The sequence below is a fragment of the Herbidospora cretacea genome, from assembly GCF_001570605.1.
GTDB lineage: Bacteria > Actinomycetota > Actinomycetes > Streptosporangiales > Streptosporangiaceae > Herbidospora > Herbidospora cretacea.
The window spans coordinates 304,477-323,977 of record NZ_BBXG01000007.1 but is presented as its reverse complement, the minus strand read 5'-3'; the positions used below and the strand labels follow the sequence as shown (position 1 = coordinate 323,977).

General features: G+C 67.4%; 22 protein-coding genes and 2 tRNA genes. 8 read left to right on the top strand and 16 right to left on the bottom strand.

All coding sequences use genetic code 11. The features are described 5' to 3' along the window. Nucleotides 1-25 precede the first annotated feature (25 nt). The 6 genes from AW270_RS42135 to AW270_RS16025 all read right to left on the bottom strand — a co-directional run bounded on the left by AW270_RS42135 (nucleotide 26) and on the right by AW270_RS16025 (nucleotide 3,021). The gene (locus AW270_RS42135) at nucleotides 26-109 is read right to left on the bottom strand and encodes a putative leader peptide (RefSeq protein ID WP_369408764.1); all 84 of its coding nucleotides are present in this window, start codon (nucleotides 107-109) and stop codon (nucleotides 26-28) included. A 32-nt stretch (nucleotides 110-141) separates the two neighbouring features. Further along, a complete protein-coding gene (locus tag AW270_RS16045) occupies nucleotides 142-462 on the bottom strand; it encodes a thioredoxin family protein (protein WP_245674732.1) in 321 nt (106 codons plus the stop codon). Between the two features lie 142 nt (nucleotides 463-604). Beyond that, nucleotides 605-1,513, bottom strand: a complete 909-nt coding sequence (locus AW270_RS38790) for an anti-sigma factor family protein (protein ID WP_061295135.1) — start codon at nucleotides 1,511-1,513, stop codon at nucleotides 605-607. After that, the gene (locus AW270_RS16035; RefSeq protein ID WP_030451624.1) at nucleotides 1,510-2,016 is read right to left on the bottom strand and encodes a sigma-70 family RNA polymerase sigma factor; all 507 of its coding nucleotides are present in this window, start codon (nucleotides 2,014-2,016) and stop codon (nucleotides 1,510-1,512) included. The genes AW270_RS38790 and AW270_RS16035 overlap by 4 nt, the downstream gene beginning before the upstream one ends. A 31-nt stretch (nucleotides 2,017-2,047) precedes the next feature. Further along, nucleotides 2,048-2,737, bottom strand: a complete 690-nt coding sequence (locus tag AW270_RS16030; protein WP_061295134.1) for an LmeA family phospholipid-binding protein — start codon at nucleotides 2,735-2,737, stop codon at nucleotides 2,048-2,050. A gap of 35 nt (nucleotides 2,738-2,772) precedes the next feature. Continuing rightward, nucleotides 2,773-3,021: a MoaD/ThiS family protein gene (locus tag AW270_RS16025; protein ID WP_061295133.1), complete on the bottom strand. Its 249-nt coding sequence runs from the start codon at nucleotides 3,019-3,021 to the stop codon at nucleotides 2,773-2,775. Nucleotides 3,022-3,290: 269 nt separating this feature from the next. Between AW270_RS16025 and AW270_RS16020 the strand changes: the two genes are divergently transcribed. Next, complete coding sequence (locus AW270_RS16020; protein WP_061295132.1) at nucleotides 3,291-4,004, top strand: winged helix-turn-helix transcriptional regulator; 714 nt, start codon at nucleotides 3,291-3,293, stop codon at nucleotides 4,002-4,004. 65 nt (nucleotides 4,005-4,069) lie between these two features. Here AW270_RS16020 and AW270_RS16015 read toward each other — a convergent pair whose 3' ends face one another. After that, nucleotides 4,070-5,803: a bifunctional metallophosphatase/5'-nucleotidase gene (locus tag AW270_RS16015; RefSeq protein WP_061295305.1), complete on the bottom strand. Its 1,734-nt coding sequence runs from the start codon at nucleotides 5,801-5,803 to the stop codon at nucleotides 4,070-4,072. Nucleotides 5,804-5,913: 110 nt separating this feature from the next. Between AW270_RS16015 and mshD the strand changes: the two genes are divergently transcribed. Next, nucleotides 5,914-6,822 (top strand): mycothiol synthase, encoded by a 909-nt coding sequence (gene mshD / locus AW270_RS16010; protein WP_061295131.1) that lies wholly within the window; start codon nucleotides 5,914-5,916, stop codon nucleotides 6,820-6,822. Between the two features lie 154 nt (nucleotides 6,823-6,976). Here the strand turns inward: mshD and AW270_RS16005 are convergent, their stop codons facing one another. The 3 genes from AW270_RS16005 to dcd form a co-directional block, all read right to left on the bottom strand. Then, a complete protein-coding gene (locus tag AW270_RS16005; RefSeq protein ID WP_061295130.1) occupies nucleotides 6,977-7,975 on the bottom strand; it encodes an inorganic phosphate transporter in 999 nt (332 codons plus the stop codon). Beyond that, nucleotides 7,976-8,593: a DUF47 domain-containing protein gene (locus AW270_RS16000; RefSeq protein WP_061295129.1), complete on the bottom strand. Its 618-nt coding sequence runs from the start codon at nucleotides 8,591-8,593 to the stop codon at nucleotides 7,976-7,978. Nucleotides 8,594-8,726: 133 nt separating this feature from the next. Next, complete coding sequence (dcd, locus tag AW270_RS15995; protein ID WP_061295128.1) at nucleotides 8,727-9,302, bottom strand: dCTP deaminase; 576 nt, start codon at nucleotides 9,300-9,302, stop codon at nucleotides 8,727-8,729. A 68-nt stretch (nucleotides 9,303-9,370) separates the two neighbouring features. Here dcd and AW270_RS15990 point away from each other — a divergent pair. The 3 genes from AW270_RS15990 (at nucleotide 9,371) to AW270_RS38785 (ending at nucleotide 10,447) form a co-directional block, all read left to right on the top strand. Then, a tRNA-Gly gene (locus tag AW270_RS15990) sits at nucleotides 9,371-9,441 on the top strand. A gap of 410 nt (nucleotides 9,442-9,851) precedes the next feature. Further along, nucleotides 9,852-10,082: a DUF433 domain-containing protein gene (locus AW270_RS15985; RefSeq protein ID WP_061295304.1), complete on the top strand. Its 231-nt coding sequence runs from the start codon at nucleotides 9,852-9,854 to the stop codon at nucleotides 10,080-10,082. After that, a complete protein-coding gene (locus AW270_RS38785) occupies nucleotides 10,079-10,447 on the top strand; it encodes a DUF5615 family PIN-like protein (protein WP_157522068.1) in 369 nt (122 codons plus the stop codon). Before AW270_RS15985 ends, AW270_RS38785 begins: the two co-directional genes overlap by 4 nt. A 734-nt stretch (nucleotides 10,448-11,181) precedes the next feature. On the opposite strand, the gene AW270_RS39550 is transcribed toward AW270_RS38785, so the two are convergent. Both AW270_RS39550 and AW270_RS37745 read right to left on the bottom strand, forming a co-directional pair. Next, the gene (locus AW270_RS39550) at nucleotides 11,182-11,595 is read right to left on the bottom strand and encodes a PIN domain-containing protein (protein ID WP_061295126.1); all 414 of its coding nucleotides are present in this window, start codon (nucleotides 11,593-11,595) and stop codon (nucleotides 11,182-11,184) included. Further along, on the bottom strand, nucleotides 11,592-11,855 hold the full coding sequence (locus AW270_RS37745) for a CopG family transcriptional regulator (protein WP_082801584.1): 264 nt from the start codon (nucleotides 11,853-11,855) through the stop codon (nucleotides 11,592-11,594). Before AW270_RS37745 ends, AW270_RS39550 begins: the two co-directional genes overlap by 4 nt. Nucleotides 11,856-12,132: 277 nt before the next feature. Here AW270_RS37745 and AW270_RS15965 point away from each other — a divergent pair, with 277 nt between their 5' ends. From AW270_RS15965 to AW270_RS38775, 3 genes are all read left to right on the top strand, one after another. Continuing rightward, nucleotides 12,133-12,630 (top strand): SRPBCC family protein, encoded by a 498-nt coding sequence (locus AW270_RS15965; protein WP_061295124.1) that lies wholly within the window; start codon nucleotides 12,133-12,135, stop codon nucleotides 12,628-12,630. Nucleotides 12,631-13,543: 913 nt separating this feature from the next. After that, a complete protein-coding gene (locus tag AW270_RS15960) occupies nucleotides 13,544-14,068 on the top strand; it encodes a GNAT family N-acetyltransferase (RefSeq protein ID WP_061295123.1) in 525 nt (174 codons plus the stop codon). A gap of 417 nt (nucleotides 14,069-14,485) precedes the next feature. After that, nucleotides 14,486-14,547: transfer RNA gene (locus tag AW270_RS38775), tRNA-Gly, on the top strand. Nucleotides 14,548-14,810: 263 nt separating this feature from the next. Here the strand turns inward: AW270_RS38775 and AW270_RS15955 are convergent. The 4 genes from AW270_RS15955 to AW270_RS15940 all read right to left on the bottom strand — a co-directional run bounded on the left by AW270_RS15955 (nucleotide 14,811) and on the right by AW270_RS15940 (nucleotide 19,392). Beyond that, complete coding sequence (locus AW270_RS15955) at nucleotides 14,811-15,392, bottom strand: DUF6461 domain-containing protein (RefSeq protein WP_061295122.1); 582 nt, start codon at nucleotides 15,390-15,392, stop codon at nucleotides 14,811-14,813. Between the two features lie 561 nt (nucleotides 15,393-15,953). Beyond that, the gene (locus AW270_RS15950) at nucleotides 15,954-16,343 is read right to left on the bottom strand and encodes a VOC family protein (RefSeq protein WP_061295121.1); all 390 of its coding nucleotides are present in this window, start codon (nucleotides 16,341-16,343) and stop codon (nucleotides 15,954-15,956) included. Between the two features lie 259 nt (nucleotides 16,344-16,602). Then, on the bottom strand, nucleotides 16,603-18,051 hold the full coding sequence (locus AW270_RS15945; protein ID WP_245674726.1) for an AAA family ATPase: 1,449 nt from the start codon (nucleotides 18,049-18,051) through the stop codon (nucleotides 16,603-16,605). 75 nt (nucleotides 18,052-18,126) lie between these two features. Next, nucleotides 18,127-19,392 carry a tetratricopeptide repeat protein gene (locus AW270_RS15940; RefSeq protein WP_157522062.1) on the bottom strand — a complete coding sequence of 422 codons (1,266 nt, stop codon included), beginning with the start codon at nucleotides 19,390-19,392 and terminating at the stop codon, nucleotides 18,127-18,129. Between the last annotated feature and the right edge of the window lie 109 nt (nucleotides 19,393-19,501).

Here is a 19,501-nt window from a genome sequence, read left to right as displayed (position 1 = left end):
GCGGTGAATGCCGCGGGAATCACCCTCAGGCCATGCGACAGAGCGCCGTCGCGACGCGGCAGAAGTCAACCGCCCGCCGCTTCGTGAGCTTCTCTGTCGTGGGAGTCATGAGCACGACAGTACCTTTCGTCTCGCCATCTGTCACATGCCGTCCGATTGCTGAGACCGGCTGTCCACGGCGAGAGCGAGGGCCGCGATGACGTCGGCCTTCCTGGGCTGGCCAGATGCCTTTTTAACGATTGTTCCGTCTTTGTCCAGGACGAAAACCGTGGGCGTTCTCATGACGTCATGGGCGCGTACGAGATCAAGTCTCGATTCCGCGTCGATCTCGACGTGGCGGACGCCCGGCACCATCCCGGCCACCTCCGCGAGCACCCGCCGGGTCGCCCGGCACGGCTGGCAGAACGCCGTCGAGAACTGGACGAGCGTGGCCCGCTCGCCCAGCGGCTCACCAAGATCCATCGCGCCGTCTCTCCCGCGGAACGCGCCCGCGCGCGCCCTCAGCAGGAACCCCCCGAGGGTCCCCGCCGCGAGCGTCACGGCGAGCACGACGAAACCGGTCATCGAGAGGCGCAACCACCGGGACCGCCGGGTGATTCCCGGCTCAGCCGACGGGGATCGTGATGAGCGGGGTCCGGTTGGCCGACAGCAGCTCGAACCGGGCGATGTCGGCGACCGGCAGGCTCGTCGAGCCGCCGAACGTGTCGCCGCCCTTGACCTCCCAGCTCGCCACCGACGTGCGCTCGCCCCGGCGGGCGACCGCGAACAGCTCGACCTTGGTGTCGACGGGCACACCGGTCATGGTCGCGTTCACCTCGGTGCCGCCCTCGCGTGCGGTCAAGACCAGGTGGAGCGTGACGTCGCCGCGGCTGCCCTCGACCGTGACCGGCTCGGCGGCCATCTTGGCGACCGGCGCGTCGCCGGCCTGGCTCTCCTCGCCCGGCGGCGGGCTCGGCTCGGCCGCGGGAGCCCTGCTGGCCCGGGCCGACTTCGTGGGGGCGGCCGGCGGCTCGTCGGAGGGGGCCATGTTGATCTCGGCCGGGCCGGAGCCCGCCGCGTCGCTCTGGGTGTCCCGCGCCGCCGCCGGGCTGTCGGCCTCGCCGTACTCAAGGCGCGGGGCCTGTTCGGCGGAGGTCGCGGCCGGGGCGGCGCCCGCGACGGTGGAGGACGCCGTCTCCGGGGTGGCGCTGTTGAGCAGGCTCACCCCGCCCCAGGTCACGATGGCGACGGTGGCGGCCAGGCCGAGCATGGTGCGGGTGATCCTGAGGCGGCGGTTGCGCCGGGCCGAGTCGGCCAGCAGCCGGTCGAGCACCGCCCGGGGCGGCGCGGCGGCGTGTTCGACGTCGGCGGCCGAGACGCGGCCCAGCATCGGCGGCAGGCCGGACAGCTCGGCCAGTTCGGCCTGGCACTCGTCGCAGGTGTCGAGGTGGGCCTCGACCATGGCGGTCTCGCGGGCGTCGAGGGCGCCCAGAACGTACACACCCAGAGAGATCTTGACGTCGTCGTGGTTCACGGCGCGAGCCCCCGCTCCTCCAGCGCCAGTTTGAGCGCGCGCAGCGCGTAGTAGGTGCGCGACTTGACGGTGCCCGGCGGGATGCCGAGCGACTCGGAGGCCTCCTTGACCGACTGGCCGCCGTAGTAGACGGCCAGCAGGACCTCACGGTGGTCGGGCCGGAGCGAGGCCAGCGCGTCGGCGATGGCCCACGACTCGACGGCCTTGTCGAGCTCGTCGTCCGCCGGGAGGATCGCCAGCGCCTCGTCGCCGGTCTCCTGCGGGCGGGACTTGCGGGCCCTGGCCTGGTCGACGACCAGGTTGCGGGCCACGGTGAACAGCCACGCCCGGACCGGGCGGTCGGCGATCGGGTTCTTCCAGGCCCGGAGGATGGTCTCCTGCACGATGTCCTCCGCCCTCCCCGGGTCACCGGTCAATCGCAGTACGTAACCGTAGAGCGGCCCGGCATGGTCGTCGAAAAGGGCCCTCACGAGCTCCTCGTCGGCCGTCCCGGCTGCGCTCACACCCTCAGAACGCACCCGGCGGCGCTTCGGTTCACCGCGAAAGAGGGACATCGGTCGCCGTCGCGTCGATGGCCAGGCCGCCGCCGGGGGCCGACCGGACCTCGGTGATCTTCAGATCGAGCGGCAGGCCCTTCACCGGCACGGTGAACGTGATCAGGCGCTCGGCGTTGGGCACGGTGAACCCGCCCGCGATCGTCACCTTGGCCGGGGTGAGCCGCAGCACACCGTCTTTGACCTCGACCTTCATGTCGGCGGTCACCGGCACCTTGTTGCCCAGAGCGGTCACCTCACCGGAGACCCGGACGGTGCCGTTGCCGCCGCCGCCCTCGATCTTGATGCCGCGCGGGGCCCGCGCGTTGAGGGTGTCCTCGTCGATGGTGACCGTGCCGGAGACGCGCTCGGCGGTGATGGTCGTGCCGGTGGCGTTCTGGACCAGGTCGAGCAGCGGGGCCTCGACGCCGTAGAGGGTCGCCTGGACGTCGCTGAGCCGGATGCCCTCGCGCTCGATGTCGCCGATGTCGATGGCGATCTCCTCGTAGCGCCCGCCGATCGCCTGGGTCAGGAAGGGCACGCCCTTGACCTGCACCGTCGGGGGGACGTTCAGATCGGCGCTCGCCTGGACCTGCTTGGCGATCTCCCGCTGCACGCCGGCGACGGCCACGCGGTCGAGAACCACGGCCAGCACGACGAGCACGAGCAGCGCCACCACCAACTTGCGCACCGCATCCTCCGTTGGCCGGGGGGTTTCGGATCAGCCTATCCGCCGGCAAAGGGCGGCAAAACCTCAACCGTGGCGCCTTCGGGCAGCTCCACGGTGTGGGGGTCGCGGGTGCCGGCCGGATTTCCGTCGACCAGGAACGAGCAGCGCGGCAGCACCCTGGCCAGCGCCTCGTTCCTTGTGATTTTGGTAACAAGCTCGCCAAGCGTTTCCGCGTCGAATGTTTCCTCGGCGACCCCCGCCGCTTCCTTCGCCGCGGCCCAAAAGCGCACTGTTCCCGTAGCCATACGCCTCTCCAGCCTCATTTCCGCACACTCACAGTGAGCGTTTGGATACGGTGATTCTCCACGTGAAGTGCTGTTCACACGGTGGACGCACATTGGACGCAAAGTTGCTGTGGGCTAATCTACGAGCAACGGGACCTGGGCGACGTAGCCCCCGGGTCCTTACGTGTTTCTACGGCCCTGCCGTTGACGCGGAGTGAAGGAGGCGAGCCTGTGAACGTGCACAGCGCGGTGCTCTCCCGGCGCGCCCGCCCGTTTGGCGAGGAGGCCCCATGAGTAATCTTCTGCTGCTCACCAATGCCCTGGAACCGTCCGCCGAGGTCCTGCCGGCGCTCGGGCTGCTGCTCCACTCGGTCCGGGTCGCCCCCGCCGAGGGGACCGCGCTGCTCGACGCGCCACCCGCCGACGCCATCATGGTCGACGCGCGCCGCGAGCTCGTCCAGGCCAAGAGCCTGTGCCGGCTGCTGCGCACCACCGGAATCGACTGCCCGCTCATGGTCATCGTGACCGAGGGCGGCCTCGCGGCGATGACCGCCGAGTGGGGTGCGGACGATGTGATCCTCGACTCCGCCGGCCCGGCCGAGGTCGAGGCGCGCCTGCGCATGGCGATCGGCAAGCTGTCGCTGGCCGCCGCCGAGGAGGTTCCCGACGAGATCCGCAGCGGCGATCTGGCGATCGACGAGGCGACCTACACGGCCCGCCTGCGGGGCCGCGCGCTCGACCTCACGTTCAAGGAGTTCGAGCTGCTCAAATACCTGGCCCAGCACCCCGGCCGGGTGTTCACCCGGGCCCAGCTCCTCCAGGAGGTCTGGGGCTACGACTACTTCGGCGGCACCCGCACGGTCGACGTCCACGTGCGGCGCCTGCGCGCCAAGCTGGGCGCCGAGTACGAGGCGCTGATCGGCACGGTCCGCAACGTCGGCTACCGCTTCGTGCCCGACCGCGGCAACGAGATGGCCCAGGAACTGGAGTCCGCCCGCCGCTAGGCCTCTCCGAACATGGGAAAAGCCCCCGGTCGCCGTTGACCGGGGGCTTCCTCTTGCCCTGAGAGCTAGGGCAGAACGGTGATGTGGTTGGCGACCGGGGGCGCCACCGGGGAGTTGGCGGTCAGGTAGGCCTCGAACGCGTCGATGTCGAGCGGGCCGCTCCACAGGTCGTCGCCCTGGGTGAAGGCCGCGAAGGCGTCACCGCCGCCGACGAGGAAGTTGTTGGCCGCGACGCGGATCGACTGGGTCGGGGTCACCGGGACGCCGTCGATCTTGATGTCGGACACCTTCGAACCCCACGGCGCGCTGTTGCTGTAGGAGTAGGTGAAGTTCGACGACGGCTGCAGGATCTTGGTGAAGGCCTGGTTGTTCGGGCCGCCCACCCACTGCTGCTCCAGCACCAGCTTGAGCTCGGCGCCGGTCAGCGTGACGACCTGTACGAGGTTGTTGAACGGCTGGACCGCGAAGATCTCGCCGTACGTGGTCACGCCGGGACCCTCGCCGACGGGCGAGCTGGCGTAGGTGAGGGTGGTGCGGATGCCGCCCGGGTTCATCAGGGCGATCTGCGCGTTGCCGCCGGTCTTGGCGGACTCGAGCTGCGAGTCGGCGATCAGGTTGCCCAGCGGCGACTCGCCCGAGGGCCCGGCGACGTTGGTGATGTCGGCGGTGATGTCGCCGACCTTCTTGTTGGCGACGGTGGCGACGCGGGCCTTCCAGTCGTTGATGAACGTCACGGTGGCCGGGTCGGGGGTGACGGTGCGGCGCACGACGGTGTTGTCGGCGACGACCGACGACCGGACGATGTCGCCGGTCTCCTTGTCGATGTTGAAGTCGATCTGGGTCAGCACGCGGCCGAACGAGGAGCCCTGCGTGTAGACGCGCTGCTGGCCCGCCGGGTCGGTGGCCTTGCAGATGTAGGCCTGGTGGGAGTGGCCGCTGATGACGAGGTCGATCTCGGGGTCGATGCCCTCGGCGATGCGCGAGCCGGCGCCCTTGACGATCGGGCAGGCGTCGGGGCTCTGGTTCGGGGTGACCTGGTCGCCCTCGTGGACCAGCACGACCTGGGCCTTGATGCCCTTGACGTCGCGGAGGTAGGCGGAGGTCTCGTTGGCGGCGGCGACCTCGTCGGTGAAGTCGAGGCCGGCGATGCCGGAGGCGGTCACGATCGTCGGGGTGGTCTTGGTGACCAGGCCGATGAACGCGACCTTCTCGCCGTTGATGCGTTCCACGTAGTAGGGCGAGAGGGCCGGCTTGTTCTTCTTCGTGTCGATCACGTTGGCCGCGATGAACTCGAAGTCGGTGCCCTTCCACTTGCCGGCGGGCGAACACCCGTCGACCGGGTGGCACTTGCCGTCCATGACGCGCTTGAGCTCGGTGATGCCCTCGTCGAACTCGTGGTTGCCGGCGCTGGAGGTGGCCAGTTCGAGCGAGTCGAGGAACGCGACCGTGGGCTCGTCGTGGAAGGCCGCCGACAGCAGCGGCGAGGCGCCGATCAGGTCACCGGCGGCGACGAGGACGGTGTCGCGGTTGCGCTGCTGCTTGACGTAGGTGGCCAGGTAGGCCGCGCCGCCGACGCCGTCGATGATGGTGCCGGACTCGTCGGCGATCCGGCCGCTGGACCCCGTCGGGGGCTCCAGGTTGCCGTGGAGGTCGTTGATCGAGAGGATCCGGATCGGGACCAGCTCGTCGTTCTTGGCCTTGCCGGACGCGCTCGCCCCCGCGGGGCCGATCGCGAGAGCTATCGCACCCGCCGAGGCGACGGCGGCCACGGCGAGTCTTCTGAGGGAAGCAGGGGTCATGTTCATTGAGCCTAGAGTGACCACCTGGCCGGGTTATGGCTCAAAGGTAACGATTCCCCGTGGCGACACCTGGCGGGATTTGCCAGTCGGGGGTCCGTAGAGTGCGATCCATGAACGCGCACGTGGAGATCAGGGAACGGCTCGACGAAGCCACGGTTGCCGAGGTCCAGCGCCTCGTCCAGGCCGCCACCGACGCGGACGGCGTCCGCCCGCTGAACGAGCACGTCATGCTCCATCTGCGGTACGGCGGCGACCCCGGCGCCAAGAGCGCACTTCTGTACCATTCGGGTGTTTTGTCAGGTTTTGCCCATGTGGATCCGACCGACCAGGTCGAGGGACCGTCCGGCGAACTGGTCGTCCACCCCGAGTTCCGGCAGCGCGGCCTGGGCCGGATGCTGCTCGACGCGGTCGTCCTGGAGACCGGCGGCCGGCTGCGGCTGTGGGCCCACGGCGACCACCCCGGAGCGGGCCGGATGGCGGCCTCGGCGGGGTTCCAGCGGGTGCGCTCGCTGTGGCAGATGCGGCGCAGCCTGAACGCGCCCTTCCCCGCCGCGCGGGTGCCCGAGGGCGTGCGGATCACCACCTTCGAGACCGGCCGCGACGAGAAGGAGTGGGTCGCCCTCAACGCCCGCGCCTTCGCCCACCACCCCGAGCAGGGCTCCTGGACCCTCGACGACGTGAGGCAGCGCGAGAGCGAGCCCTGGTTCGACCCCGCCGGCTTCTTCCTCGCCTTCCGCGACGGCACGATGGCCGGCTACCACTGGACGAAGGTCCACGGCGACGGCGGCCACGGCCACGAACACATCGGCGAGGTCTACGTGGTGGGCGTCGACCCCTCGGAGCAGGGCTCGGGCCTGGGCAAGGCGCTGACCCTGACGGGCCTCGCGCACCTGCGGAGCCTGGGGCTGTCGCAGGTGATGCTCTACGTGGACGAGGAGAACGGCGCGGCCATCCGGCTCTACGAGGGCCTGGGCTTCAACCGCTGGGACGTCGACGTCATGTACGCGCCGTCTCGCTGACCCGTGACGGCGGCCCGCCCGGAGCGCGGGCCTGGCGCCGGGCGCCGGGGCCGCGGCGGGGCGGCGGGCGGCGCCGGGGCAGGCGGAGCCGTAACGGAGAAAAAGAAACAGGCGCGTGATCGGGTGATCGCGCGCCTGTCCTTGTCTGTACGGGTTATTCGATGATCGCGTGGGCGATCCAGTAGGTGATCGCCGCCACGAGGCCGGCCGCCGGGATGGTGAGCACCCAGGCGGTGACGATGTTCCCGGCCACGCCCCACCGCACGGCCGACAGGCGCTTGGTCGCGCCTACGCCCATGATCGCGCTGGTGATCGTGTGGGTCGTGGAGATCGGGGCCTGGAAGCCGATGGCCGCCACATACAGCACCGTCGCCGCCGCGCTCTCGGCCGCGAAGCCCTGAGGCGGGTTGAGGGCGATGATGCGCCGGCCGAGGGTCCGCATGATGCGCCAGCCACCCGCGTAGGTGCCCAGCGAGATCGCCGCGGCGGCGGCCAGGATGACCCACTGCGGGATGTCCTCACCGGGACTGGCGTATCCCCCGACGACCAGCGCGAGGAAGATCACGCCCATCGTCTTCTGGGCGTCCTGGAGACCGTGGCCCAGGGCCATGGCCGCGGCGGACACCGTCTGGGCGTACCGGAAACCCCGGCCCGTCGTGTGCGGGTTCGATTTGCGGAAGATCCACAGAATCGCGATCATGATGCCACCCGCGAGGCTGAACCCCACGAGCGGCGAGACGATCATCGGGATGACCACCTTCTCCAGCACGCCGTCCCAGTGGACGGTCACGCTGGCCGCCAGCGCCGCCCCCACGAGCCCGCCGATGAGCGCGTGCGAGGAGGAGGAGGGCAGCCCGAAGTACCACGTGATCAGGTTCCACGTGATCGCCCCGACGAGCCCCGCCCCCACGATGACCAGGCCGTGGGTGCCTTCAGGCGGCTCGATGATGCCGCTGCCGACCGTCTTGGCGACCTGTTCGCCCAGGTGGGCGCCGATGAAGTTCATGACGGCCGCCATCAGCAGCGCGGCCCTGGGAGTCAGCGCCCGCGTCGAGACCGAGGTCGCGATCGCGTTTGCGGCGTCGTGGAACCCATTCGTGTAGTCGAAGACCAGTGCGATGACGACCACACTGATGACGAGCGCAAGCTCCACTTAACTTTCCTTGACCGCAATCGACTCGACCGTGTTCGCGACGTGCTCGAACGCGTCGGCCGCAGACTCGAGCTGGTCGATGACCTCTTTCATCTTGAGCACGGTCAGTGCGTCGTACTCACCGGAGAACAGCTTGGCCAGCAGCCGCCGGTAGACCTGGTCGGCCTGGTTCTCGAGCCGGTTGATCTCGATCCAGTATTCGTTCAGGTTGCTCAGCGAGCGCAGCCTCGGCATCGCCTCGGCGGTCAGCTCGGCGGCGCGTTCCAGCACCTCGACCTGCCGCACGACCTCCTTGGGCAGATGGTCGATCTGGTAGAGCACGATCAGATCGGCCGCCGCCTCCATGAAGTCCATGACGTCATCGAGGTTCGAGGCGAGCTTGTAGATGTCTTCCCGGTCGAACGGTGTGATGAAGCTCTCGTTCAGCCGGTTGAGGATGGCGTGAGTTCGCTCGTCGCCCGCGTGCTCACACGCGCGCATCTTCTCAGCGAGAGCCTCACGGTCGGAACCGTCACTGATGATCTCGACCAGCAGCCGTGACGCTGTGACGAGGTTGTTCGCCGAGTCGGCGAACAAGTCGTAGTAACTGTCCTCACGGGGCGTGAGACGCAGACGCACGTGGATCTCCAGATGTGCGGGGACTGTCCGCAGAGAAGAGTAGAGGCAACCAGGGAGAACGTGAACTTAAGGTAGATGTCACTTAATGGTTGCCCAATGGGCTTCCCCTGACACATAAGGTTCTTTGCTCGTTTTAGATCTTGGTCCGGTGGAAGTTGAGGAACGACCGCGACGGAGTGGGCCCCCGCTGCCCCTGGTACCTCGAACCGTACTTCGCCGTGCCGTAAGGGTGCTCGGCCGGGCTGCTCAGCCGGAACAGACACAGCTGACCGATCTTCATCCCCGGCCAGAGCTTGATGGGCAGCGTGGCGACATTGCTGAGCTCAAGCGTGACGTGACCGTCGAAACCGGGGTCGATGAAACCGGCCGTGGAGTGGGTGAGCAGGCCGAGCCTTCCCAGGCTCGACTTGCCCTCCAGGCGGCTGGCGATGTCGTCGGGGAGCGAGATGACCTCATAGGTGCTCGCGAGGACGAACTCACCCGGGTGGAGGATGAACGGTTCGTCCTCCTCCGGCTCCACGAGTCGCGTCAGGTCGGGCTGCTCGATCGACGGGTCGATGTGGGGGTAGCGGTGGTTCTCGAAGACTCTGAACATCCGGTCCAGCCGCACGTCGACGCTGGACGGTTGGATCATGTCGGGGTCGTAAGGGGTGAGACGGACTCTGCCCTTGTCTACCTCGGCCCTGATGTCGCGATCTGAAAGCAGCACGGACCACAGGGTAGTGGGAAGTCTGGTGTGGGCTTGGTGGGGATCATGTAGAGTGGGTGGCGCACCTTGCGGGTGTAGTTCAATGGCAGAACATCAGCTTCCCAAGCTGACAGCGCGGGTTCGATTCCCGTCACCCGCTCTCGGCGAGCCCTGCTCGGCGCTTTGGCGCCTTCGCGGGGCTTTTGTCATTCTGGGGGGCGACCCCCAGACCCCCGCTGTCAGGGGGCTTTCGCCCCCTCACGCTCCCCCTGGTCCGCTATCGCGTCCCCGGCGTCGCTGTCGCTCCGGGTCGCTTCGCTCCTTGCGAGGGCGCTCCGCCCCTCGCGCTCCCTGGCAAGGCCTCGCTTCGCTCGGGCTGCCGCTCGCTTCGCTCGTTAATACATTTTTCCGTTGCGGCTTCGCCTGGCCGGCCGCTCAACCGTCTCCTGCCACCCGTCAGGAGACCCGAGGCTCGTGGACTCCGGTGGGCCGAAGGATTTGGTTGGCGTCATCAGTCCGGGCCGTTCCTCCGCGACCGGGCTGGCATCATCAGAGGAGGAGGCTGAGACTATGAACTTCGATCGGATCACCGTGGAGCCTGGGAGGCTTGAAGGTAAGCCGACCATCCGTAGCCTGCGCATGTCTGTCGAGACGCTGGTGAGGCTGGTCGCCGGAGGATGGACTTTCGACGAGATCCTCTCCGATTACCCCGACCTGGAGCTTGAGGACATCAGGCAGGCGCTCGAATACGCGGCAGCCTCCACGAACGTCCACTTCTACAGTCTCCGCGAACCGGCGTGAACTTCCTGATCGACGAGAATCTTTCGCCCCGAGTCGCCGAGTTGTTGAGCAAGGCCGGTCACGATGCGGTACACGTACGCGATCTCCACGCGACGAGTGCTCCAGACGCGACGATCATGGAGCTGGCTGTATATGGCGGAAGGGTGATCGTGTCTGCGGACACTGACTTCGGGGCACTGCTGGCCTACAGTCGCGCTGCCGAACCATCTGGCATCCTCGTACGAGAGCTGATCGGACTCCGGCCACCAGAACTCGTCAACATCATTCTGGCCAACCTCGAGGTTCTCCAGGAGCATCTCGAGTCGGGAGCGGTCGCGGCTTTCTCGCCGAACGGCATCCGTGTGCGAGCGCTCCCCCTGCGTTGAGGCCATCGATGATCCCCGTGCCGGAACGCCGGGTCACTCAAAGGCTCTCACGGGTTGTCACGGTCAACCGTCTTCACCTGAGCTGGACTGGATGCACCCAGCTTAGATAACAGCCTTCAGCAGTTGGTTCCCAAGCTGACAGCGCGGGTTCGATCCCGTCACCCGCTCTCGGCGAGCCCTGCTTGGCGCTTTTGGCGCCTGCACGGGGCTCTTTTGTTTTCTGGGGGCGACCCCCAGACCCCGCCGCGAAGAGGCTATTCGCCCCCTCGCGCTCCCCCTGGCCGCTCTCGCGTCCGACGTCGCTATCGCTCCGGGTCGCTTCGCTCCTTGCGAGGGTGCTCCGCCCCTCGCGCTCCCCGGCAGGCCTCGCTCCGCTCGGAGCGCTCTCGCTCCGCTCGTTCAAGCCTTCCTTCTGTTACGGCTCCGCCTGGCCCGCCACCCGACCAACTTCGGCCACCCGATCACTACAGCAGGTCGTATTCCGGGGAATCCTGCCGGATCAGCTCGCACCTCGCGGAGACCCGACGAGCGGCGGTGGCGAATGGCCCAATCGGGCGCAGCTCAACTGACCGGGCAACTCAAGGGACTTCCCGTGCTCGTCAGAAGAGTGATTCAGGTGTAATCCCGCTGGGTCGCAAGGCACGCGATCACAAGCCCCACCAGCGCCACAGCTCCCCTGAACGATGCGGGTCGCTCGCAGGAGGTTGTTCCCGGCCACGCTCGTCGCGGACCTTTCAGACCTTCATGACGATGACTCGTCCGCCACACAGAGCGGCCAAGTCGTCAGGGTCGGAAGTGAGAACCGTCACGGGGCCAGGGGCTGCGAGAGCAGTGGCGCAAAGCATGGCATCGATGGCGTACTTGTGCCCATGCAGGCCCGCGTCAGACAGAAGGCTGGCGGAGTGGCGGGCGATCAGTTCGGTGACCGGTTCCACGACAAGGCGCGAGAGTATCCACTCCAGGGCCGGCCGGTTGACGCGGGGGTGGACCACTTCGACGAGGGTGGCGGCGGAGGTGATCACGCGGAGGTCGTCGGCGCGGGCGAGGGCGAGCCATGCCGTGACGGCACGATCGCGCAGGACCGCCTTGGCCAGTCCCTCGCTGTCGAGAACCAGGGTGCCGCCAGGGGTGGCTGGAGAACGGGTCATGCGGCACCCGCCGAGCCATGAGGCTGTTCATGTCGGGCCTGGTGGAGTTGCTCGCGCAGGGACTGGATCTCATCGTCGGAGATGGGGCCGTGCTCGGCTTCGGCGACGTGGATGAGTTCGCTGAGGTTGTCACGCTCGATCTGGCGGGCAACGGCGGCCGCGACGTAGGCGGACAGTCCAGAAGGTCCGCTTCGTGACCTGGCGGCCTCCGCAATGTCGCGTGGCATAGTGATCGAATACTTGCCGGTAGGCTCACTCATACTCTTTATCCTACCTTCAATCCTCCAAGGCCTGTGAGTAATCGCTTACCGAGGGCGAACTGGGAGGCTTCGCGTCCACGCGGCATCGCTGATGACCGCCCTTCCGTGCCAGATGCGTGCCAGAAAGGCCGAGGAAGCAAGGTCACCCATGGTGACTCACAGTGAAGCGGTCCGGGTCTGATGGAGGCTCTCGCATGTGTTCAGGCGCTGTCATACCCCCGGTGTAGCGTTCAGCCCGGAGTCAGGCTCATGCTCTGCGATTGACGGAGGCGCGCGGATGACGAGCACGACAGGCGAGGCCGTGGTGGCGGTGTCCCGGCGCATCAAGGTCCCGGCGGGGGACATCTTCCGGATCCTGACCGACCCCCAACGGCACCTGGACCTCGACGGATCAGGGATGCTGCGAGGCTGCGTCCGCGACGCCGCGGTCTCGGGCGTCGGGGACGTCTTCGTGATGCGGATGCACTACGAGCGCTATGGCGACTACGAAATGAACAACCACGTCGTCGAGTTCGAGCGGGACCGCCGCATCGGCTGGGAACCGAGGCCCGGTCGAGGGCACCCGGACGCCACCGAGCCCGGGACCGCATGGGGTCACCGGTGGATCTTCGACCTGCGACCTGACGGGGCTGGGGCGACGGCCGTGACCGAGATCTTCGACGGCTCTCGCATGCCGGAGGACAAACGTGCGGAAGTGGACAGGGGGCGCGCATGGTGGCAGACGCAGATGGCGAGCACTCTGGAACGCCTCGCCGAACTGTGCATCGCGCGGTGAAAGCCGAGCAGCCATCCCAGTGGGTGTGATCGACTAGTTGGTACTGACCGCAGAGGTTGAGTACAGGGCGCGACACGGGGTGGATGTCCTGGACCGTGACCGCTTCGCGTCCCGTCGTCACTTCGCTCCGGGCGATGGGCTCCGCACCCCGCGCTCCCGAGCAAAGCCTCGCTTTGCTCGGGCTGCTATCGCTCCGCTCGTCAGATCCATTTTCAGTACGGCTTCGCCTGGTTGGCCACCAACGCGCTCCGGCCATGCCGCGACCATCAGGTGGCGCGCTACAGGCCTGCACAGATCTGGAGCCAGAGGTGGAGTCACAGCTGGACGCCGCACGGGAGTCCTGGTTTCGCCTGAGAGCTCAGGAAAGACAGCCGCTACATCGAGCGGCGCCGAGGGCATCCCCAGCCCCATGATCATCAGGGATAACGTCGTGATGGCACACCATAGGTTAGAGGTCCGACGGCACGGAATGCTCCGCTCAAGGCTGTGATCGTCGTGCCATTAGCGTGCCATTAACCGGGGTAATGAGGGGTCAGCCACGGTCACCTACGACCGCCCCCAGCCGCCGGTCACCATGCCTACATCGCATGATCCATGCGATTCCCAAGCTGACAGCGCGGGTTCGATTCCCGTCACCCGCTCTTACGACGAAGGCCCAGGTCAGAGGAAGATTCCCGACCTGGGCCTTGATCTTTGTTAGGGCTGTTTCTCACACGCGTGCCAGATCAGTTCATCTTGGATCCAACGTGGGACGAATCATCGCCATGACGTTCGACCAAGGGGCACCCGTGCGGAACGCCGCGCCGAAGGGCGCGGCCCCGGCCGCAATGTCCCGCGCCCCGAAATTCGGCGGGTAGGGTCCGGGCCAGTGACACGATCTTGGCGGACGAACGCACCGCATTGGAGGGGCGCGATGAGCGCGCATGAGGTACGAATGCGGCCCGTGACAGAGGACGATCTCACCATGTTCCAGCGTTTCGCCACGGAGCCGGGATTGATCGGCCTGGACTGGGCGGGGTTCCGCGATGCGCAGGCCCCGGCACGGCGCTACGCTACCGACGGTTACCTGGGCGAAGACGACAGCAGGGTCATTGCCGAGGTCGACGGCACGGCCGCAGGCATCATGAGCTGGTCGGCCCGAGGGTTCGGGGTCTCGCGATACTGGGAGATAGGGATCGCCCTGCTGCCGGACTGGCGCGGGCGTGGCATCGGCTGGCGTGCTCAGGCGATGCTGTGCGACTACCTGTTCACTCACACTCCCGTCGAGCGCATCCAGGCGGCCACCCACCCGGAGAACATCGCAGAACAGAAGTCGCTGGAGAAGGCCGGCTTCACACTGGAGGGCGTCCTACGCGCGGTGGAGTTCCGTGCCGGTCAGTGGCGCGACGGCTGGATGTACAGCAAACTGCGGAACGATCCGCCTCCGGCCAGTCACTGAGCCGCCTTTGCCGCGTGCCCGTCAGCGGAGGGAGCAAGGGAATTCACGGGGAATCACGGGCAGCCGAAGCGCTCCCCACCGGTCGGCGTCTCCCCAGTTCAGTGACCAGACGCGTTAGAGACTTCCCACGATCAAGATGGTCTTGCCTGTCTCCACTCGGATGATTCCCACAGGTTCGAGCTCTTTCTGTTACGGGCTTCGCCTGGCCGGCCAACCGACCTCCCTCCGGCCACCCACGGCGGGTCAATGAGCAGGGCGACATGTCGAATGCCGACAGAGTTGGCTCCGCGGCGTTCATCGGGGGTCTCGTCCGATATTCCGCTCGGTGAAGCAGACAATGTCTTGTAGGCCGTCTTGGGCGCGTGCGTCAACGTCCGCAGGGTCGACCTTGGCTCGGTTGGCGAGGGCGACGACCGCAGCTCAGCCAGGCAAGATCAGTCGTTGTCTCCCGAACTGACAGCGCGGGTTCGATTCCCGTCACCCACTTCCGGGCGAGCCCTCCTCGGCGTTTCGGCGCTTCCGCGGGGCTTTTGTCATTCTGGGGGCGACCCCAGACCCCCGACGCGAAGGGACTTCGTTCCCTCGCGCTCCCCTGGTCCGCTTTGCGGCCCTCTCGTCGCTGCGCTCCTTGCGAGGGTCAGTTGGAGATCCTCAACCTGCGACGGTGCAGAAACCTGCCGGCCCCGGGCGACATCATCCGCATGCATATTGGGACTTCCTCACACATGTCGTGTACGACCAGCTATTCGGGACGGACGGGTGAGATCGGGCCGCCGACGAAGGCCAGCTCTTCGAGGAGCCGGGGAGTCATGGTGATGCCGGTGAGGTCTTCGGCCCACATGAAGACCGGGCCGACGTTGATTCCGGGCATGCCCGGGAATCGGGCGTCGGAGCGGGCCAGGATCGGGGCAAACGTCGCCGGTATCCGGTCGCGCATGACCATCTGTTCGTCGATGACGAAGCCGTCCTCGCCGTAGAAGCCGACCTCGGTCCGCCCGTCTTCGACCCAGTGGAAGTAAGAGATCCCGGTGATGTCCTGCAGGTAGTGGGCGACGACCCGGGTGCCCGCCGACAGCGACTCGGCCAGCCCTTCCTGGAAACCGACCATGTTGTTGTCGACGATCAACGTCCACTCGCCTAGGCAGGCGACAGCGGCCATCACACCCTCACTGCCATAGGAGCAGGTCCATGCGACCTCCTCCACGGACATGGGGGCGAAGGTGGCGAGGTCCCCACCGAAACGGGTGACGACGTCGGCGGGGAGCACGCCCCTGATGTAGGTCAGGGTGACGTGATCGAGTGAGTTGGCCAGGTCGTGGTACATGCGGGGCACGATCTCAGGACGTACCGACAAATCAGGGTCGCGGGGCGCGCAGGCGCGTGAGAAGACCGCCTCGCCCAGGCGGGACCCAGACCCCCCTGAATGGCGGCTTCAACCACACCCTTCACGCCTGGGAACGCCCCGATCTCTACGAGACCGACGGGCCAACGCGAGGCCCACCCAGCTCAAGGGCGTCCATCCCGCGACGCGCCCGCACCTCTCGGGGAAGATCTTGACGAACCCCCGCCTGCGATCGACTCCGATCAACGCGGCACCGCGCTCAAACCCTTGCCGGGCTGCACAGCCGCATCCACGCCCTGCGGATCCCACCTGCTCTGACCGGCGCGACTCCGGGTTGCACTTCGCGGGCGTCTCACCGGCATCTGGCCCGCCCAGCTCACCGACACCGCGCGGGGTTCACACCGACAGGCCTCCTGGCCAAGGCTTTTGCTCACAGGGCAGTCGCCCACAGCGTCGTGGATGTCGTCCCGTCCCAATCGGGGCGGCGTGACGGTCCGGTGGGCGTCGTACGCACTCACATGTCCGTCCTGGGTTCGGGCAGTGTCAGTCGTCCCAGCGTTGTGCGTTGTTGTCGTCCAGGGAGCCCGGTGGCTGGGGGATGACGCAGAAGGGCAGTCCAGCGGGGTCCTCCATGACCCACCAATGGTCGTTCACCAGCCGCAGGGGGCGGGCGCCGAGGGCCTCCAGGCGCGCGATCTCCGCTTCCAGGTCGTCGGTGTGGATGTCGAGATGGACACGCGCGGCGCCTGTGCCGAGTCTCTGGATGAGCAGGGCGAAGACGTCACCGGGTAAGGAGGCGCCGTGGTACTCCGGGTACCGCTGGAACGGGTTCAGCGTCTGACCGGTCGCCTCCTGCCAGAACGTCAGTTCCTTGTCGTGATCGCCCTCGGGCACATCGATCACGACCTTGTAGAGCCTGCTGTAGTGCGTCATGCCCCCATCTTTGTCCCCGGATCTTGGACACGGCGCCCTCACCGGGGACTGGGTGCTCGCCGGGAGTGGGTCGTGACGGAGGACCATCCGCGCTTCAGCCTCGCGGTAGCAGCGGTAGCCGCCGAGGTGCGGATACTTATGCAGCACCGTCACCGCTGAGAACGGTCATCTCATGGGCCGGCATCCTGGGATAAAAGCTCTTCTCCGTTACGGCTCCGCCTGCGCGGCCACCCGACCCGCTGGCGCCACCCGAACACGATCACGAACCCCGGTACAGCCGGTCCAGTCCCACCAGCTGCACCCGTCCACCGCTGCGCGCCGCCTCCTGCTCCAAGGCCGGCATGAACCCCGTCCCGCTGAACAGCAGCAGGCGACCCGGCGCCTGGCCCCTGGCCGCGAGCAGGGTCGCCACCCTCTCCAGCCGTTCCAGGTGCCCGAGGCCCACGACATCCCCCCACTTGGCCTCTCCGATGGCCAGCAGTGCGCCGTCGGGGGCGCGGACCGCGACGTCCACCTCGTGGCCGGTGCGGGTGGCGGTGTCGTGGACGACCCCCGACTGCACGCTCGCGGCCATGTCGCCCAGGGTCTCCTCGGACGCGAAATCCTCACACCACACGCGGCACATGCGCTCGTACACCGGGCCTGCCACATTGCTGCGGAAGCGGGGCTGCGAGGCCTGCCAGATCCGCTCGGTACGGCCCGGCCGGACCCGTTCCAGCTGTGCCCAGTAGGGGCGCATGATCGCGTGATAGAAGCGGACCAAAGGCTCCGTGATCCGGTACTCCGAGCGGTTCCGGCGGAAGGCGTCAGGGTCGGCCACCAGGAGACCGGCGTCCTCCAGCACGGTCAGGTGATGGGAGATGTCGACGGCCTTGCGCTCGATTCTGCCCGCGATGCCACTGCGGGTGGCGTTGCCCTCGGCGACCGCGGCCAGGACGGTGTGATAGAGGCCGGTGTCGCGAAGCGCGGGGTTCTCGGCGAGCAGGAAACGCACCTCGCGGAACAGCGGACTGGCCGGGTTGAGGACGTACTCGACGACCCAGCGGTCGAAGTCGGCCAGGTTCGCCGGGGCGGTGCCGGCCAGATACTCCGTGCGGTAAGCGGGGGTGCCGCCGACGATGAAGTAGACCAGAGCCGCCAAGCGGGGCTCGGCCGCGAGTCCCCAGAAGTCGGCGGCCAGCCGGAAGTCGAAGGTGGGCACGACCAGTTCCAGCCCCGCCCGTCCACGAAGCGGTGCCTGGCCGGAGAGCAGTCCGCCCATGAAGGAGATCGACGACCCGCACAGCAGCAGACGTGACCTGGACGCCCCTCGTTGCCCACGGCGGGGCGACAGCGCTTTCTGGATGACCGATGGCAGGTCCTTGGCGTCGCGCACGAAGTAGGGGAACTCATCGAGAACGATGGGGATGGTCCGATCAGCGCCCAAGGCGAGCAGGCTGTCGATCGCCTCCTCCCAGTCCGCGAAGGTGACCCGCCCCGGCGTCCCGGAGAAGACGGAGACTGCCTCCCCGAGTTGGCGCAGCGCCTCCGCTCTCGGCACGGCCTCGGTGGCGGCGTAGTAGAAGCCGCCGGTCGCCTCACAGACAGCTTCCAGCAGGAACGTCTTCCCTTGTCGACGTCGCCCGGAGACCACGCCGAGAGTGGCACCTTGCGAGTCGTTGCCGACGAACCGCGAGAGCTGCTCCCACTCCCACTTTCGATCGAACATGTCCGGAGGTCGCGGCAGCGACATCGTGGCCTCTTTTTGTAGGAGCACAGTCTTAAGAAGTGTACTCCTACAAATTTAATTGCCGCTTTCGGCTCGGCGGCGTCTGAGACGTCCTTTGATGATCATGGGGACGAGGCCGGCCGCGAACCACACGAAGTGCAGCACCATCAGGGCGTTCCACACCCCCTCGTCGGACACCTCCGCCCAGCTCAACAGGACCGTACCGATCATGAGGATGTAGCTGACCAGCAGGCAGACCGTCAGCAGTCGGCTGACTCTCAACGCTCGCCACACCTGGCCCGGCCCGAACCACCATCGCACGGCCGACCAGCCGAGAACCGACAGAGCGACCACGCCCAGCAGGGACAGAATCGGCGTGGGCGCGTCGTCTGGGCCACTGGCGATCAGGAATCCGGTGACGAGGAAGGGCACCATGCAGACCACGGCGGCCGCCGCGGCGGATGCGATGCGCACGCTTTCCTCATCGGCGAAATGCAGGTCGCGGGACAGTGCTCTTCTGCGGCCGATCGCCACACTCGGCCGGTCGCCTCTCCGTCTGATTCTGATGACGCGTACGACGACCCCGGCCACGACGCAGATCGCGATGAGAATCAGGATTCCCGGAACGGAGGGTGTGTCGTCCGCGCCGTTCCGCTCGATTCCCAGCAGGTCGGCGATGCCGTTCCCCGCCATTTCGATGAGCCTGTGACCGGCCCCGAAGAAGGCGATCAGGGCGACCAACGCCAGGCAACCCAGCCAAGGGGCGGAGTCGTCACTCGGAAGGGCCTTGGCGAGTGCCTTCTGGATTTCGGGATTGCCGGGCGCCAGTTCCGCGGCGCGTTTCAGGGCGGCGACGGCCTCCTCGCGGACGCGTCCACGGAAAGACACATGAGCCAGTAGAGCCTCTCCCAGAGCCAGGTGGGCGAATGCCTCCTCAGGGGCGAGCCCGACGGCTCGGCGTGCGGCGCGTTCGGCCTCGTGCTCCTGTCCTCGCGTCGAACTCCCCGCTGCCATGGCGCGGGCCAGGGCCACATGGGCGCGCCAGTCCTGCGGGCTCAGTTCGGTGGCGCGCAGACCGAAGGAGATGGCCTGAGTGATGTCGCCCAGCTCGCGGAAAATCATGGCGGTGAGAATCAGGGAGTCAGAATCCGGGGACGCGCCTAAGGTCAGGGCGCGATCGATCAGCTCGCGCGCGGTCCCGGCATCGGCCTGTCGCGTGTGGATCAGCGCTTCGAGCAGGAGGGGAAAAGGTCCGGCGCCAAGACCGCACACGAATGCGAAGGCTTCGGCAAACGCTCCTCTCTCGCAGAGATCGATCACATGGCCGAGATCATCTGACATCGGGCAAGATTATGCCCACGCCCCGAGATGTCGAAGTGCCGGAGCTTCGCTCGTCAAAAGCTCTTTCTTCCGTTACGGCTCCGCCTGGCCGGCCACCCGAGCCCGCACG